Origin of the sequence: Micromonospora sp. CA-259024, assembly GCF_050936255.1 — a bacterium.
Taxonomy (GTDB): Bacteria; Actinomycetota; Actinomycetes; order Mycobacteriales; family Micromonosporaceae; genus Micromonospora.
In genome coordinates this window covers 1,554,789-1,569,623 of record NZ_JBNJND010000002.1, presented here as the reverse complement: position 1 = coordinate 1,569,623, position 14,835 = coordinate 1,554,789, and the positions used below count along the sequence as shown (strand labels likewise).

General features: G+C 69.0%; 14 protein-coding genes and 1 rRNA gene. 6 read left to right on the top strand and 9 right to left on the bottom strand.

The window, feature by feature from the left end; genetic code table 11:
- Positions 1–5 precede the first annotated feature (5 nt).
- Together ACQEUX_RS26745 and ACQEUX_RS26740 are read left to right on the top strand one after the other, a co-directional pair.
- Positions 6–1,979, top strand: a complete 1,974-nt coding sequence (locus ACQEUX_RS26745) for a fibronectin type III domain-containing protein (protein WP_433053866.1) — start codon at positions 6–8, stop codon at positions 1,977–1,979.
- Between the two features lie 91 nt (positions 1,980–2,070).
- Entirely contained in the window at positions 2,071–3,138 is a 1,068-nt protein-coding gene (locus ACQEUX_RS26740) for a WxL protein peptidoglycan domain-containing protein (RefSeq protein ID WP_433053863.1), read from the top strand.
- Positions 3,139–3,150: 12 nt separating this feature from the next.
- Here the strand turns inward: ACQEUX_RS26740 and ACQEUX_RS26735 are convergent, their stop codons facing one another.
- A complete protein-coding gene (locus ACQEUX_RS26735) occupies positions 3,151–3,843 on the bottom strand; it encodes a YoaK family protein (protein ID WP_433053860.1) in 693 nt (230 codons plus the stop codon).
- 224 nt (positions 3,844–4,067) lie between these two features.
- On the opposite strand from ACQEUX_RS26735, the gene ACQEUX_RS26730 reads away from it, so the two are divergent.
- Positions 4,068–5,039 (top strand): NADP-dependent oxidoreductase, encoded by a 972-nt coding sequence (locus tag ACQEUX_RS26730; protein WP_433053857.1) that lies wholly within the window; start codon positions 4,068–4,070, stop codon positions 5,037–5,039.
- A gap of 4 nt (positions 5,040–5,043) precedes the next feature.
- Here the strand turns inward: ACQEUX_RS26730 and ACQEUX_RS26725 are convergent, their stop codons facing one another.
- The 5 genes from ACQEUX_RS26725 to ACQEUX_RS26705 all read right to left on the bottom strand — a co-directional run bounded on the left by ACQEUX_RS26725 (position 5,044) and on the right by ACQEUX_RS26705 (position 9,316).
- Positions 5,044–5,634 carry an HAD family hydrolase gene (locus ACQEUX_RS26725; RefSeq protein WP_433053854.1) on the bottom strand — a complete coding sequence of 197 codons (591 nt, stop codon included), beginning with the start codon at positions 5,632–5,634 and terminating at the stop codon, positions 5,044–5,046.
- 44 nt (positions 5,635–5,678) lie between these two features.
- Entirely contained in the window at positions 5,679–6,935 is a 1,257-nt protein-coding gene (locus ACQEUX_RS26720; RefSeq protein ID WP_433053851.1) for an RNA polymerase sigma factor, read from the bottom strand.
- Positions 6,936–6,937: 2 nt separating this feature from the next.
- Complete coding sequence (locus ACQEUX_RS26715; protein WP_433057155.1) at positions 6,938–7,285, bottom strand: YciI family protein; 348 nt, start codon at positions 7,283–7,285, stop codon at positions 6,938–6,940.
- Between the two features lie 116 nt (positions 7,286–7,401).
- Positions 7,402–8,613 carry a low temperature requirement protein A gene (locus tag ACQEUX_RS26710; protein WP_433053848.1) on the bottom strand — a complete coding sequence of 404 codons (1,212 nt, stop codon included), beginning with the start codon at positions 8,611–8,613 and terminating at the stop codon, positions 7,402–7,404.
- 43 nt (positions 8,614–8,656) lie between these two features.
- Positions 8,657–9,316, bottom strand: a complete 660-nt coding sequence (locus tag ACQEUX_RS26705) for a winged helix-turn-helix transcriptional regulator (RefSeq protein ID WP_433053845.1) — start codon at positions 9,314–9,316, stop codon at positions 8,657–8,659.
- A gap of 72 nt (positions 9,317–9,388) precedes the next feature.
- Between ACQEUX_RS26705 and ACQEUX_RS26700 the strand changes: the two genes are divergently transcribed.
- Positions 9,389–10,111: a hypothetical protein gene (locus ACQEUX_RS26700; RefSeq protein WP_433053842.1), complete on the top strand. Its 723-nt coding sequence runs from the start codon at positions 9,389–9,391 to the stop codon at positions 10,109–10,111.
- Between the two features lie 58 nt (positions 10,112–10,169).
- Here the strand turns inward: ACQEUX_RS26700 and trpS are convergent, their stop codons facing one another.
- The 3 genes from trpS to ACQEUX_RS26685 all read right to left on the bottom strand — a co-directional run bounded on the left by trpS (position 10,170) and on the right by ACQEUX_RS26685 (position 11,969).
- Positions 10,170–11,228, bottom strand: coding sequence for a tryptophan--tRNA ligase (trpS, locus tag ACQEUX_RS26695; RefSeq protein ID WP_433053839.1), 1,059 nt, complete (start codon positions 11,226–11,228; stop codon positions 10,170–10,172).
- An 89-nt stretch (positions 11,229–11,317) separates the two neighbouring features.
- A complete protein-coding gene (locus ACQEUX_RS26690; protein WP_433057327.1) occupies positions 11,318–11,494 on the bottom strand; it encodes a hypothetical protein in 177 nt (58 codons plus the stop codon).
- Positions 11,495–11,498: 4 nt separating this feature from the next.
- Entirely contained in the window at positions 11,499–11,969 is a 471-nt protein-coding gene (locus tag ACQEUX_RS26685) for a PRC-barrel domain-containing protein (RefSeq protein ID WP_433053836.1), read from the bottom strand.
- A 175-nt stretch (positions 11,970–12,144) separates the two neighbouring features.
- Between ACQEUX_RS26685 and ACQEUX_RS26680 the strand changes: the two genes are divergently transcribed.
- Positions 12,145–12,399: an SCO4848 family membrane protein gene (locus tag ACQEUX_RS26680; RefSeq protein WP_433053833.1), complete on the top strand. Its 255-nt coding sequence runs from the start codon at positions 12,145–12,147 to the stop codon at positions 12,397–12,399.
- A gap of 728 nt (positions 12,400–13,127) precedes the next feature.
- Positions 13,128–14,642: ribosomal RNA gene (locus tag ACQEUX_RS26675) — 16S ribosomal RNA — on the top strand.
- Positions 14,643–14,835: the final 193 nt, after the last annotated feature.

Here is a 14,835-nt window from a genome sequence, read left to right as displayed (position 1 = left end):
TGTCGATGACATTGAGCACCTCGACACGGGCCTCCGCGCTCGTGCGACGGCGCGTTGTCGCCGGGGTCGTAGCCGGATTCCTGGGAATGGGCGCGGCCCTCGGTAGCGGCCTGACGTCCGCCGCCAGTGCTGCCGACCCCACCACGGTGTCCGGCATCGTCCTCGGCGTCGGCGCCAACGAGACCCAGCGCATCGTGAGCTGGTACTCGTCCGCCGACACCGCGCAGAAGATCCAGCTCGCCCCGACCGCCGAGATCGTCAACGGTGAGTTCCCGGCCAGCGCTGTCAGCTTCGACGCCGTTGGTGCCGCGAACACCTCCACCACCGGCTTCAACCGGCACGCCACGATCAGCAACCTGAGCGAGAACACGGCGTACTCGTACCGGGTCGGCTCCGAGGGCAACTGGTCTCCGGCGTACGCCTTCAAGACCCAGGACTTCGAGGGCGACTACGACTTCCTGTTCTTCGGTGACCCGCAGATCGGCTCCTCCGGCGACCGGCTGAAGGACCAGGCCGGCTGGGAGGAGACCCTCAAGGTCGCCACCGCCGCCAACCCGAACGCCGAGCTGCTGGTGTCCGCTGGTGACCACGTCGAGAGCGCCAACGACGAGGGTCAGTGGACCTCGTTCCTGGCCCCCGACCAGCTGCGGCAGTACCCGCTCGTGGCCACCATCGGTAACCACGACGTCGGCGGCAAGTCCTACGAGCAGCACCACTTCACCCCGAACACCGACCGCTCGTCCCAGTACTACAACGGGGACCAGGCGACCCGGTCCGGCGGTGACTACTGGTTCATCCACAAGGACGTGCTGTTCATCGACCTGAACAGCAACAGCTACGCCAACCCGGCGGACGGCTCCCTGGGCGGCGACGCGGCGCACGTCGCGTACATCACCGACGTCATCAACAAGCACGGCTCCGAGGCCAAGTGGAAGGTGCTGGTCTTCCACCACTCCATCTACTCGCCGGCCAGCCACTCGACCGACACCGACAACAAGCAGCGGCGGGAAGATCTCACCACGACCTTCTCCAACCTCGGCGTCGACATGGTGCTGCAGGGGCACGACCACAGCTACTCCCGTAGCTACTCCATCAAGAACGGCCAGAAGGAGAACCCGGCCGAGCAGCCCGGTGCTGCCGACGTGTTCCCCGGCCCGGGCGGCGTCATCTACGTGACGGCGAACTCGGCCTCCGGCTCGAAGTACTACGACATCAAGAAGCCGGACAGCACCGGCACGGGCATCCGTGGCAACGGCCCGGACCCGCTGGACCCGGCCAAGTTCTGGTACAACTCGACCCAGAACCAGGAGCACGTCCGCAGCTACGTCAAGGTGCAGGTGCGCGGCGACAAGCTGGTCCTGGCCAACGTGCGCAGCGGCACCTGCGCGGCGCCGAACGCGGCCGTCGAGAAGGGCCTCTCCTGCGTCAACACCCCGGACGGCCAGCCGATCGGCTCGATCACCGACAAGGTCACGGTTCACCCGTACCACGGTGACGGCCAGGCCATCCAGGTCAACGTGCCGAACCCGGCTCCGGGTGAGTTCGGCTGGACCATCGACGGCTACAACGGCCTGGTCGACCTGGGCACCGCTCAGGAGCGCGACGGCACCTACTTCGAGGCGGCCGGCAAGATCAACCCGATCCTCGTGTCGGACAGCCGCCGCTCGCTCGCCCCGTGGTCGATCTCGGCCAACGTCGGCGACTTCCAGGACGCCGACAAGACGTTCTCCGGCTCCTACCTGGGCTGGACCCCGTACGTGCTCGACGGCGGCGCGGGCGCCGAGGCCGGTACCCCGGTCCTGTCGTCCTTCGACGACCAGGGCAAGGGCCTCTCGGTCTCCAGTGGCCTCGCCGCGGCCGCGCAGGGTCACCCCCGGGGCGGCGCCAAGCTCGGTGCCGACCTGGGCCTGAAGATCCCGGACAGCATCGCGAAGGGTAGCTACCGCACCACCCTCACGATCACCGCGCTGAGCAGCTGACCGACCTGTTCCACCGGGCGGGGTAGGCACCTTCGGGGGCCTACCCCGCCACCCATTTGCAGTCCTCCCAAGATCACCACAAGGAACCGACATGTACCCGTCCGTAACGCGCTGGAAGACACTCGCTCGTACGACCGCGCTGTCCCTGCTCGCCGTCATCGCGGCCGCTGGCGTCGGTGCCGGCCCTGCCCAGGCGGCGGAGGGCAACGTCGCCTGGACGGTCCGGACGGCCTCCAACGGCTACGGCGAAGCCCGGTCCAGTTACAGCTACAACGTCAACCCCGGTGGCGCCGTCGAGGACGCCATGGTCGTGGCCAACCGCGGCCCGGCGCCGCTGACCCTGTCCGTGTACGCCGCCGACGGCTTCACGACCAACGCCGGTCAGCTCGACCTGCTCACCAAGGACAAGAAGTCCGTGGCGGTCGGTGCCTGGGTGAAGGCGAACGCCAGCAGTGTCGTGATCCAGCCCGGGAAGACCGCGCAGGTCCCCTTCAAGGTCAGCGTTCCGGACAACGCCACGCCCGGTGACTACGTCGGCGGCATCCTCACCGCGCTGACCCAGGCCGACCAGGCCGAGGGCATCAACGTCGACCGGCGCCTCGGTATCCGGATCAAGTTGCGGGTCGGCGGCGAGCTGAAGCCGAACCTCGCGATCGAGGACCTCCACGTGACGTACGCGGGTTCGTTCAACCCGTTCAGCAAGGGTGACGCCACCATCACCTACAAGGTCCACAACGTCGGCAACGCCGCGCTGTCCGGGCAGCAGGCGGTGTCGGTCTCGGGCCCGTTCGGCATGCTGCGGGTGCGGGCCGGGGACATCGCCGCGCCGCCGGAGCTGCTTCCGGGTGAGAGCTGGACCGTGAAAGTACCCGTACACGGCGTCGCTCCCGCCGTCTCGCTGGCCGCGACCGCGACCCTGACGCCCCTGCTCACCGACGCTTCGGGTTCCACCACCTCGCTCAAGCCGGTCCAGGTCACCGCGCACGGCTGGGCCCTGCCGTGGATGCTGGTGCTGGCGCTCGTCGTGCTGATCGCGGTACTCGTCGGGGCGTACCTGTACCGGCGGCGCAACCGGACGCAGCGCAAGGCGCGCGAGGACGCCCGCGTACGCGACGCCGTCGAGCAGGCGCTGCGTGGTCAGGAGCCGCAGACGTCCTGATCGCGGCGCTCGTCAGCGCCGCGGTGCGGCCGGCGGCGGCACCGCGCGGCGGGTCAGGCCGACAGCGGCCGCGATCACGGCGAGGACCAGCACCGCCGCCGGCACGGGTGCCCAGGTCGGAGCCGCGCGCAGCGCCACCGTGCCGAGCACGGCGCCGACCACCAGCCCCGCCAACCGGCCGACACCGCCCAGGTCGGCGAACCGGTGCGGGTCGACGACGCGGCGCCGGACCAGCTCGGTCAACGAGCCGGTCAGGTAGGTGGTCGACGCACCCCGGATGCCGGCGCCAACGGTGATCACGCTCTGCACGCCGCTCGCCATGGCCGCCATCCCCAGCAGCACGAGCCCGAAGCCGTACCCGGGCCGTGCCGCGCAGGCGACCCAGCCGACCGTGAACCCGAGCAGCAGCACCGCCTCGACCCCCGTCACCACGGCGGTACGGCGATTCCACCCTGGCGGGGTGTGGCGCAACGGCACCGTCGCACCGGCCACCCCCACGGCGTAGCCACCAACCGCCACCACCGCACCCGCGAGCGAGCGGGCGTCCGCCGTGGCGAGCGCGTGGCCGAAGTGCACCAGGTTGCCGGTGATCACGCTGGCGAAATACCCGTTGAGCCTGGTCAGGCAGATCACGTCGATGCATCCGGAGGCCGCGGCCAGCGCCACCAGGAGCCAGTCCGTGGCGCGCGTCGACGGTGCGTGCACGCTGCCCCTTCCCGTCGGTCCCGCTGCCGGTGCGACTGCCGCGCCCGCCGGCGTCGACTGACTCCGGGTACGCGCCATTCCCGTGCCAGCCCCGGCTACTCCCCTTCGGGGGGCACCGGGAGCGGACGGTCGCCCTTGTGGGTGAACGGCGCTCAGCCTCGGGCCACGCCAGTCCCCGAGCCGGCATGCTGCGACGGTGACGCCGGCGCGGAGAGGGAATCCACATGGTTGACGGGGATGTGCCAGAGCGGATGCAGGCCGCCGCCTTCGACGAGTTCGGTGGACCGGAGGTGATCACCCTGCGGAAGCTGCCGGTGCCGGAGATCGCCGACGACGAGGTGCTGATCAAGGTCTGGAGCGCCGGCGTGGGGGTGTGGGACGCGTACGAGCGGCAGGGTGTGCTGGTGCCGGAGGGCTCCTCCCTCCCAATCGTGCCCGGCTCGGACGGCGCCGGAACCGTCATCGCGGCGGGCAGCCAGGTGACCAACGTGGCGGTGGGTGACCTCGTCTACGTCTCCGCCACCACCCGGCCGAAGGGCGGCTTCTACGCCGAGTACGCGGCAACCAAGGCGCAGTACGCGGCGAAGCTGCCCGACGGTGTACCGGCGGAGCACGCCGGTGCCATGCCCACCGACGCGCTGACCGCGCTCGCCGGGCTCGACGTCCTCAGCCTGTCGGCCGGTGCCTGGTTGCTGATCTTCGGTGCGAGCGGCGGTCAGGGCCACCTGGCCCTGCAGTTGGCCAAGCGGCAGGGGCTCAACGTGGTCGCGGTTGCCTCCGGGGCGGACGGCGTGGCGCTGGTGACCCGGCTCGGTGCCGACGTGTCCCTCGACGGCCACGGCGACCTGACCGACGTGCTCGCCCGGATCCGGGACGCGGCACCGGGCGGGGTGAACGCCATCCTCGCGATGGCCGGTGGCAAGACGCTGGACCGGCTCACCGAGGCGCTGGCCGACGGCGGCGTCGTCGCGTACGCCCACGGGGTGCAGCCGGAGCCGCGCGAGCGGCCCGGCGTCGTGGTCCGGGCGTACGACGGGGTAGCGAACCCCCAACAGTTGCAGCGCCTCAACGAACTCATCGAGGCGGGGCCGTTCGTGGTGCACGTCGCGGAGACGTTCCCACTGGGCAAGGTGCGGGAGGCGCACCAGCGCCTGCAGACCTCCTTCCCGGGCAAGCTCCTGCTGACGGTGGCCTGAGACCTCAGCTCGTGCGCTGTTGCGGCACGCGTACCGATGCCATGCCGGCCGCGGTCGCGGCCTGGATGCCCAGGTCGGTGTCCTCGAAGACCAGGCAGGACCCCGGGGGTACGCCGAGGTGCTCCGCCGCGAGCAGGAACGCCTCCGGGTCGGGCTTGGCGCGCGTGTAGTCGTCGGCACAGACCAGCACGTCGAACCGGTCCAGCAGGCCGAGCGCGTCGAGGGACGCGGTGACCGAGGCGCGGGTGCTGCCCGAGACGACGGCGAACGGGACCCGCCGGTGCGCGTCGTGGATGTGCGCGAGCACCTCGGGTACGGCGGCGAGCTGCGGCAGCAACTCCTGGTAGTAGCTCTCCCGGCGCTCGACCACGGTCGCCACCGGCATGCTCAGGCCGTGCTGCTCGTTCAGGGCGACGATGATGTCGGCGGTCGGCCGCCCACCCCAGGCGTAGAAGAGGTCCTCCGGGAACTCGCAGCCCCACTCGTCCAGGGCCCGCTGCCAGGCCACGTAGTGCAGTGGCATCGAGTCGACGATGGTGCCGTCGCAGTCGAACAGGTACGCGGCGAACTCACCCGGAGGCAGAGGCAGACTCACCCGGGGAAGGCTACAGCGCGCCGCCGCCCCACCGGGAGCTCCGCTCACTCGGTCGTGACGGATCTCAGCTGACTGAGCAGGTACGCCTTCTCCGGTTCGGTGCCGACCAGCGCCAACGCGCTGCGGTACGCCGCTGCGGCCTCGTCGTGTCGGCCGAGCCGGCGCAGCAGGTCGGCCCGGGTCGCCGGATAGGGGTGGTAGCCGCGAAGCCGCGGGTCGTCGGCCAGCTCGTCGAGCAGGGCGAGCCCAGCCTCCGGCCCGTCCCGCATGGCCACCGCGGCGGCCCGGTTGAGTGCGACGATCGGCGAGGGCACCAGGCTGAGCAGCACGTCGTAGAGCGCCACCACCTGGGGCCAGTCGGTGCCGGCCACGTCGGCGGCCTCGTCGTGCAGCGCGGCGATGGCGGCCTGCACCCCGTACGGCCCAGGCGCTCGGCCGGTCAGCGCGACCACCACCAGCCCACGCCCCTCCTCGATCATGGGACGGTCCCAGCGTCCGCGATCCTGGTCGTCGAGAAGGATCATGGTGCCGTCCGGCCCGGTACGCGCGTCGCGTCGAGCGTGGATGAGCAGCATCAACCCGAGCAGCCCGGCGACCTCCCGCTCGGCGGGCAGCAGCCGACGCAGGATCCGGCCCAGCCGGACGGCCTCCTCGGCGAGGTCGATCCGTTGCAGATCCGGGCCGGAACTGGCGGCGTACCCCTCGGTGAAGACCGAGTAGATGGCCTGGAGCACCGTGGGTAGGCGATCGGGCAGCTCGTCGGCGCCGGGCACCCGGAACGGGATGCGCGCGTCGCGAATCTTCCGTTTGGCGCGGACGAGTCGCTGGGCCATGGTCGCGGGTGGCACCAGGAAGGCCCGCGCGACCTCGGTCGTGGTGAGGCCGGCGAGGAATCGCAGGGTGAGAGCACCGCGGTCCTGCGCGGCCAGAGCCGGGTGCGCACAGGTGAAGAAGAGCGCCAGCCGGTCGTCGGGCAGGTCGCGGTCCGCGTCGGCGGGTGGGGCGGGGTCGGCCCGCTCGGCCTCCGCCCGGAGTACGGCGAGCCGGGTCGCCAGCACCTGGTCACGGCGCAGCCGGTCCACGGCGCGACGCCGGGCTGTGGTGAGCAACCAGGCGCCCGGCCGACTCGGGACGCCGTCGGTCGGCCAGTGCACCAGCGCCGCCTCGATGGCCTCGGAGGCGACCTCCTCCGCCAGGTCGAGATCGCCGAAGCGCTGCACGAGCGAGGCGAGCAGTCGGCCGCGCTCCTCCCGGAACACCGCCTCCACCGAGGACCCGACGGTTGCCCCCGCACCCGACACGGTCAGACCCGCACCTCGATGTCGGCGATCGGGCGGACCTGGACCGACCCGCCGCCGGTGGCACCGGGACTGCGGGCCGCCCAGTCCAGCGCGGCGTCGAGGTCCGGCACGTCGATGATGTCGTACCCGCCGAGCAGTTCACGGGTCTCGGCGAACGGCCCGTCGGTGATCGTGCGCTCCCCTGCGGGGCCGACCTGCACCGTCGTGCAGGTGGTCAGGTCCTGCAGGGGATGCCCCGAGACCCAGATGCCGGCGTCCTTCATCTCCCGGTCGTAGCGGATCCAATCCTCGAAGGTGCACCCGTTGTCGACGGCTTCCCCGTCGGTCGCGGGACTCATGAACAGCAGCATGTACTTCACGTCTCGGCTCCTCTCGGTGCGGCGTGTCGCCGTACAGCATGACGACGAACGAGGCTTGGGGATATCGACACGGCCTCAGGACTTTTCCTGGCCCGGACCCCGTGAGTTCACGGAAGGAGTGGCTGCGCCGGGGCGGTCCGCTCGTCGCGCCGGTCCATCCGCCGCTCGTACCAGGTCACCCCGATCAGGAAGACGGTCAGCAGGGCGAGCGCCGCCAGCGGGGGCAGGGATCGGCCGATCGGCAGCAGGGCCAACGGCAGCAACGCGGCGACGACCTGCGTCGGATACACGGCGCGAACGGTCAGCCGGCGGAAGACCAACCTGCTGAGCAGGTAGAGGGCGGTGCCGCCGTAGAGGGCGGTGGCGGCCGTCCAGCCCAGCCGATCGGGATGGGACGGCTCCTCGGTGAGCTGACCGATCACCTCCTCGATGCCGAGCGCGACGTAGATGGCACCGATGATCAGTGGGGAGTGCCCGAGGCCGTACGCGTCGCCGGCCACATCGGCCCGCCGTTCACCCGGCACGTTGGTGACGGCCTCCCGTGCGGCCGGCGCCAGCCGATCGAAGTAGAGCCACCACAGGCAGACCGTGCTGGTGAGGCCGAGCAGTGCGGCTGTCACGGCTGCGCCCACCGGTGCCATCGCCCGTGGCCCTGCGCCGGCGGAGATCAGCGACTCACCCAGCGCGATGATGAGCACCAGGCCGAACCGCTCGGTGAAGTGGTCCACACTGCGCAGCTGCCACGGCCGGTAGGCAGACGCGATCCGGGCACCGCCGATGTCCACCAGAAAGGCGACCGTCCAGAGCAGCGTCTGGGCGACGCCGCCGAGCAGCGCGCCGCCGATCAGCGGGAGCCAGGCCAGCACCACCGGCACGGTGAAGAACCGCAGCGTCGAGCGCAGCGGTGGGTTCGCCGTGCTCACCCAGAACAGGATCACGAGCTGCACCGCGCGGCCGACCACGTAGGCAAGCGCGAGCGTGAACGGCGCGTCGAAGAGCCCCGGCCCCTGCTGCCACGCGTCCGGCAGCACCAGTGCGGCCACGAAGATCGCCGCCATCGCGACCAGGGTGGCCGCGCGGACCACGCCGACGTCCGGGCGGACCAGGTTTCCCAACCAGGTGTACGGCCCCCAGGAGTAGAGCAACAGCAGCAGGAGGAGGAGCCCCTGGGCCAGGGTGAGCGCGGTCGGCGACCCGGCCATGAACGTGATGACCCGAGTGAGCGCGAAAACGAAGACCAGGTCGAAGAAGATCTCGAACATCGTGGTCCGGTGCGTCTCCGCAGCCGGAACGGGACGAACGCCGGAAATCCCCCTCATCCTCGCATTCTGCGCCATGATTGATGGCGAGCCGGCCGACGGTTCACCCGGTCCCCCCGCCGGGGGCTGCCGCGAAGAGCTGGAAGAACCGTTCGGCCGTCGGGACGTCGCCGTGTACCTCGATCTCACCCGCCGACATCGCGGACCGCAGCGGCGTGCCGTCGAACATCAGGTGCCGCAGAACCGTCACCGCGCCGGTGACCGTGACGTCGGCGTGGCCCGTCCGGCCCCGGGCCACGCTGATCCCGCTCGGCGTCACCTCGACCTCGAACGCGTCGGTGCCCACCTGCAACCGGAGTCGAGCGGTCACCGGCGCGACGGCTGGCGGACGGTAGAGAGCCTTGAGGAGCAGCATGAAGGCGTCCGTGCTCATCTCGCCGTCCGACTCTGCGGGCAGGCCGGCGCCCCACCGCGACAGCTCGATCAGCGTCGACTCCAGTTGCTGACCGCGTCCCGTCAGCTCGTACGCGTGCACGCTGGCCGGCGGCCCGAGCTGCACCCGCCGTACGATGCCGGACTGCTCCAGCTCCCGCAGTCGCTGGCTGAGCACGTTTTGGCTGGCCTTCGGCAGGCCGGCCTTCAGGTCGCCGAACCGCTTCGGGCCGAAGATCAGCTCTCGGACGATCAGCAGCGCCCAGCGCTCGCCGACGATGTCCATCGCTCGCGCCGCCCCGCAGGCGTCCTGGTAAGTCCGCTGAGTCACCGCTTCATCGTAGTCGGCGTTGACTGGTCGGTGCTAATGTCGGATCATCTGGTCCTAACCTAGGAGTAAATCGTGGATGCACTTCTCGCCCGGGTGATCGAGCGACACGGCGGCCTCGACCGGTGGAACGCCGCGTCGACCGTCACCACCCGGATCACCTACGGCGGCCCGTTCTGGGCATTCAAGGGCCGGCCCGACTTCGACGGCACCGAACTGGTCGAGGCCGACCTGCACAGGGAGCAGATCCGGCACGTCCACGAGGGCACCGGCCGGGTCACCGAGTACGACCGTCAGGCCGACCGGGTCACCGTCACCGCGGCGGACGGCAGCCTGATCGAGGAGCTGACGAATCCCCGGGCCTCCTTCGCCGGCTACACCCCGGAGAGCCAGTGGACGCTCGTTCAGGCCGCCTACTTCCGCGGCTACGCCACCTGGCACTACCTCGTCGAGCCGTTCCTGTTCACCTGGCCGGGCGTCGAGGCGCACGAGGTCGAGCCGTGGAAGGAGGGCGACGAGGTGTGGCGCGGGCTGCGCGTCACGTTCCCCGAGAACGTGGACACCCACAACGACACCCAGCTGTACTACTTCGACGACAGCTGGCTGCTGCGGCGCATCGACTACCAGCCGGTGGTCAACGGCTTCTCCCCGACCGCGCACTACGTCAGTGGGGCGGTCGAGGTCGACGGGCTGGTCGTACCGACGCGACGCCGGATCCACATCCGCCAGGAGGACCGCACTCCGGACCTCTCCTGGACGCCGATCACGCTGGACCTGGCGGACATCCGCATCCACTGAGGCCCCCGGTGGTGCGGCGGCGAATCCGGCGTTACGTCGCTTTCCGGACGCCTCGGCCTCAGGTCGAGGCGTCCGTTCGGCGTCGGCTCCGCTCAGCCCGCCGCCGCACCTGCTGGTACGCGCCGGTCAACCCCATCGCCCGGCGTACCTCGATCAAGGTCTGGCGAACCTCCTGGCGGGTGCGCTCGGTGCCCTCGACGATCAGCCGGTCGACCAACCCCGGGTCAGCCTCGATCTCCGCCCGGCGCTGCCGGATCGGAGCCAGGAACCCCTCGAGTGCGACGACCAGGCGTTCCTTGACCTCCACGTCGCCGACGCGCCCAGCTCGGTAACGCCGGGCCAGGTCGGCCACCTCCTCCCGGTCCGGATTGAAAACCTCGTGGTACGCGAACACCGGGTTGCCCTCCACCGTGCCCGGCACATCGGCCCGCACCCGGTTCGGGTCGGTGTACATGCCGAGGACCTTGCGACGCACCGTGGCCGCATCGTCGGACAGAGCGATCGTGTTGCCCCGGCTCTTGCTCATCTTGGCCGCGCCATCGGTGCCCACCAGGCTCGGCGTCTCCGCCGCGATCAGCTCGGGCACCGGGAAGACCGGGCCGTACAGGTGGTTGAACCGCCGGGCGATCTCCCGGGTGACCTCGACGTGCGCGGCGTTGTCCCGGCCGACCGGGACCACCTCGCCCTTGACACAGAGGATGTCCGCTGCCTGGAGCACCGGGTAACCCAGCAGCCCGTACGGCATCTCCTCCTTGCCGGCATCGCGAGCCATGTCCTTGAGTGAGGGCACCCGTTCCAGCCGGGGAACGCTCACCAGGTTCTGTAGGAGGGTGTTGAGGTCACCGACCTCCGGGATCGCCGACTGGAGGTAGAAGGTGGCCCGTTGCGGGTCGACGCCGGCAGCGAGGATGTCGGTCACCATCTCGCGGGCGTTGCCGGAGACCCGGTCGATGTCCTCGCGGCGGTTGCGAGTGGTGAGCATGTGCAGGTCGGCGATGATGAAGAAACTCTCGTAGCGCCGGTGCAGCCGCACCCGGTTGGCGATGCTGCCGACGTAGTGGCCGAGATGCAGGCGGCCGGTGGGCCGGTCGCCGGTGAGCATTCGTGCGACGGACATGGTGGTGTGCCTCTCGTATCCGAAAGTGGGTCACGCGTGGGCGCGCGCCGAGCGGGGCGGATTCAGCCCCCTCGGTCAGCGGGATCGACTCAGCGAGCCGTCCGCCATCGCGCGCCGGCGCGGAACCGCAGACCACCGGCACGGAGGACCTTCAGGAGTTGCTCACGGCCATCGCCGGAGCTGGTCGGGATCCGGGGCGCCGCACCGAGCGGAAGGCCGTCGACCATGTCGATCGCCTCCTGCGCACAGTTGCCCATCCGGACCACGACCTCACATTACCCGCGGTACCGCGGCGGGAGGGGGCACGTGGGTGTCGGCGTAGTAGGTGCCGACGCGTTCCCGATACGCCGGGTCGGCTGAATCCGTATCGAACGGCGGCGCGTCCTTGATCTCCTGCCGGGTCCGGTCCACGTGCACGACGCGCTCCTGGTGGTCCACCTGGGCCACCGTGCCGGCCGGCAGCAGCACCTTCTGGCCGAAGATCCATGTCCCGGTGTCCACCACCAGGTACCCCGCGTCGGCCTCGTCGCTCGCCTCGTCGATGGTGCCGACGCGGCCGTCGCTCGCCTGCACCTGGTAGCCCACCAGGTCCACCGGCGTGCCGGGGCCGGGTGCGTCCGGGCCGTCGTGTCCACCGTCCTCGCCGTCCGGCGGTGTGACCGAGGGGGTGGTCTGGGCGTACCCGCCAGCGAGGGCGGACGGATCACGCCAGGCCCAGGGATTGAAGATCGAGGGTTGCACGGGGCACCTCCGGGGAACGGTCCTCAGCTGTCCTCTTTCGCAGTGCCCACCCCGCTGCCGACGGAAACAGACTGCTGAGGGGGACGCGCCACCCCGGCGGCCCGGTTGAGGGGTGTCGCCGGTTCGCGTCCGGGACGGGCCTGGTGAACAGCTGGCGCTGGCATACTCGGCTGCCATGGTGCTGTCGCGAGGGTGGGCTTTCTTCCTGGTCGGAGTCGGGATCTGGACCTGGGTGATCTGGCCGAGGTTCGCGGTCGCCATCTGGCAGGACCCGCGGTCCTGGTCGTCCGGCACGGTGGCCGACGGCGCCACGACGAGCTTCCTGTGGGTGCACGCGCTCCTGATCGCCGCCTCCCTGGCCATCGGGACCACCGTCGGTGTCCTTGGTGTTCGGGCCTGGTTCGCCGCCCGTCGGCGGCAGACGTCCTGACATCCCCCGCTGGGGTCTGGGCTGGTTTCCGGTGGCGCCGCCGATGGCAAAGCTGGCCCGGACCGTCCTGAGCTGCGGAAACGGTTCAGGACCCCGAGTGTGACGCGGGACGCTACCCACGGATTTGACGATCAAACCCACGGACGCGTAACTTTCTCTCTGCCAGCGCGGAACGGGGCAAACGGGACGAAAGTTCTGGAGCACCGAAATGGGCTGGCAGCCGGGTCACGGAGGGGTTCGCTCCTGCGAGACACGGTCCGGGCGGGGCTCGCCTGATCGGCCGCGAGGCGGATTTGGTGCGGCGAAGCCGACCGGGTAAGGTTCACGACCGGCAGGGAACCGGGCGAGACTGCGGGACACCGCAGCGGCCGGCCTGCCGAATCCGACGACCTGACGCAGCGGTTCGCTGCTGCGTGAGTGCGCCGGTGCCAACCCGTACGAAGCATGACAGACCGGGACACACGGTTTGACACAGCGAAGACGGTGAGGTAACGTAGTAAAAGTGCCCGGCGCGAGAGCGACGGGGACGCGGTACGAAAAGCCCCGAGATGGGGTTCCACTGAGGTGGGGCTTTTGATCGGTGTGTGGTTGTTCTTTGAGAACTCAACAGGGTGCTTGTAAAGCCAGTGCCAATTATGATTTATACCCCGGACTGGTCAGTTTTTCTGGCTGGTTGGGATTCCTTTGGCAACATTTGTTTGTTGTCAGGATGCTGTTCAACTAATTTTTTGTTGGAGAGTTTGATCCTGGCTCAGGACGAACGCTGGCGGCGTGCTTAACACATGCAAGTCGAGCGGAAAGGCCCTTCGGGGTACTCGAGCGGCGAACGGGTGAGTAACACGTGAGCAACCTGCCCCAAGCTTTGGGATAACCCCGGGAAACCGGGGCTAATACCGAATAGGACCTTCGGCCGCATGGCTGGGGGTGGAAAGTTTTTCGGCTTGGGATGGGCTCGCGGCCTATCAGCTTGTTGGTGGGGTGATGGCCTACCAAGGCGACGACGGGTAGCCGGCCTGAGAGGGCGACCGGCCACACTGGGACTGAGACACGGCCCAGACTCCTACGGGAGGCAGCAGTGGGGAATATTGCACAATGGGCGGAAGCCTGATGCAGCGACGCCGCGTGAGGGATGACGGCCTTCGGGTTGTAAACCTCTTTCAGCAGGGACGAAGCGAGAGTGACGGTACCTGCAGAAGAAGCACCGGCCAACTACGTGCCAGCAGCCGCGGTAAGACGTAGGGTGCGAGCGTTGTCCGGATTTATTGGGCGTAAAGAGCTCGTAGGCGGCTTGTCGCGTCGACCGTGAAAACTTGGGGCTCAACTCCAAGCCTGCGGTCGATACGGGCAGGCTAGAGTTCGGTAGGGGAGACTGGAATTCCTGGTGTAGCGGTGAAATGCGCAGATATCAGGAGGAACACCGGTGGCGAAGGCGGGTCTCTGGGCCGATACTGACGCTGAGGAGCGAAAGCGTGGGGAGCGAACAGGATTAGATACCCTGGTAGTCCACGCTGTAAACGTTGGGCGCTAGGTGTGGGGGGCCTCTCCGGTTCCCTGTGCCGCAGCTAACGCATTAAGCGCCCCGCCTGGGGAGTACGGCCGCAAGGCTAAAACTCAAAGGAATTGACGGGGGCCCGCACAAGCGGCGGAGCATGCGGATTAATTCGATGCAACGCGAAGAACCTTACCTGGGTTTGACATGGCCGCAAAACCTCCAGAGATGGGGGGTCCTTCGGGGGCGGTCACAGGTGGTGCATGGCTGTCGTCAGCTCGTGTCGTGAGATGTTGGGTTAAGTCCCGCAACGAGCGCAACCCTCGTTCGATGTTGCCAGCGCGTTATGGCGGGGACTCATCGAAGACTGCCGGGGTCAACTCGGAGGAAGGTGGGGATGACGTCAAGTCATCATGCCCCTTATGTCCAGGGCTTCACGCATGCTACAATGGCCGGTACAATGGGCTGCGATACCGCGAGGTGGAGCGAATCCCAAAAAGCCGGTCTCAGTTCGGATCGGGGTCTGCAACTCGACCCCGTGAAGTCGGAGTCGCTAGTAATCGCAGATCAGCAACGCTGCGGTGAATACGTTCCCGGGCCTTGTACACACCGCCCGTCACGTCACGAAAGTCGGCAACACCCGAAGCCGGTGGCCCAACCCTTGTGGAGGGAGCCGTCGAAGGTGGGGCTGGCGATTGGGACGAAGTCGTAACAAGGTAGCCGTACCGGAAGGTGCGGCTGGATCACCTCCTTTCTAAGGAGCACCTTCCGACGAAAGTCGGTAAGGAGCCCGCGGCCTACGAATGTTGGGTCGGGGTGCTCAGATGGCGGAGACACTGGCAAGTTTTGCCCTGGCAACGGCCGGGTTGCGTCTAGTACAGCTGCTCTTCGGGGTGGTGGGAACGAGGTGACCGGTGCGGCTGGGGGAGAATGTAAGCACCCTGTTG

Excerpts from the sequence above, each read along its gene's own strand:
- trpS (WP_433053839.1), bottom strand. The coding sequence starts at position 11,228 with ATGTCCGTCGCACGAATGCTCACCGGCGACCGGCCCACCGGCCGCCTG.
- ACQEUX_RS26710 (WP_433053848.1), bottom strand. The coding sequence starts at position 8,613 with ATGAGGGGGATTTCCGGCGTTCGTCCCGTTCCGGCTGCGGAGACGCAC.
- ACQEUX_RS26715 (WP_433057155.1), bottom strand. The coding sequence starts at position 7,285 with ATGCTGCTGTTCATGAGTCCCGCGACCGACGGGGAAGCCGTCGACAAC.
- ACQEUX_RS26740 (WP_433053863.1), top strand. The coding sequence starts at position 2,071 with ATGTACCCGTCCGTAACGCGCTGGAAGACACTCGCTCGTACGACCGCG.
- ACQEUX_RS26680 (WP_433053833.1), top strand. The coding sequence starts at position 12,145 with ATGGTGCTGTCGCGAGGGTGGGCTTTCTTCCTGGTCGGAGTCGGGATC.
- ACQEUX_RS26730 (WP_433053857.1), top strand. The coding sequence starts at position 4,068 with ATGGTTGACGGGGATGTGCCAGAGCGGATGCAGGCCGCCGCCTTCGAC.
- ACQEUX_RS26745 (WP_433053866.1), top strand. The coding sequence starts at position 6 with ATGACATTGAGCACCTCGACACGGGCCTCCGCGCTCGTGCGACGGCGC.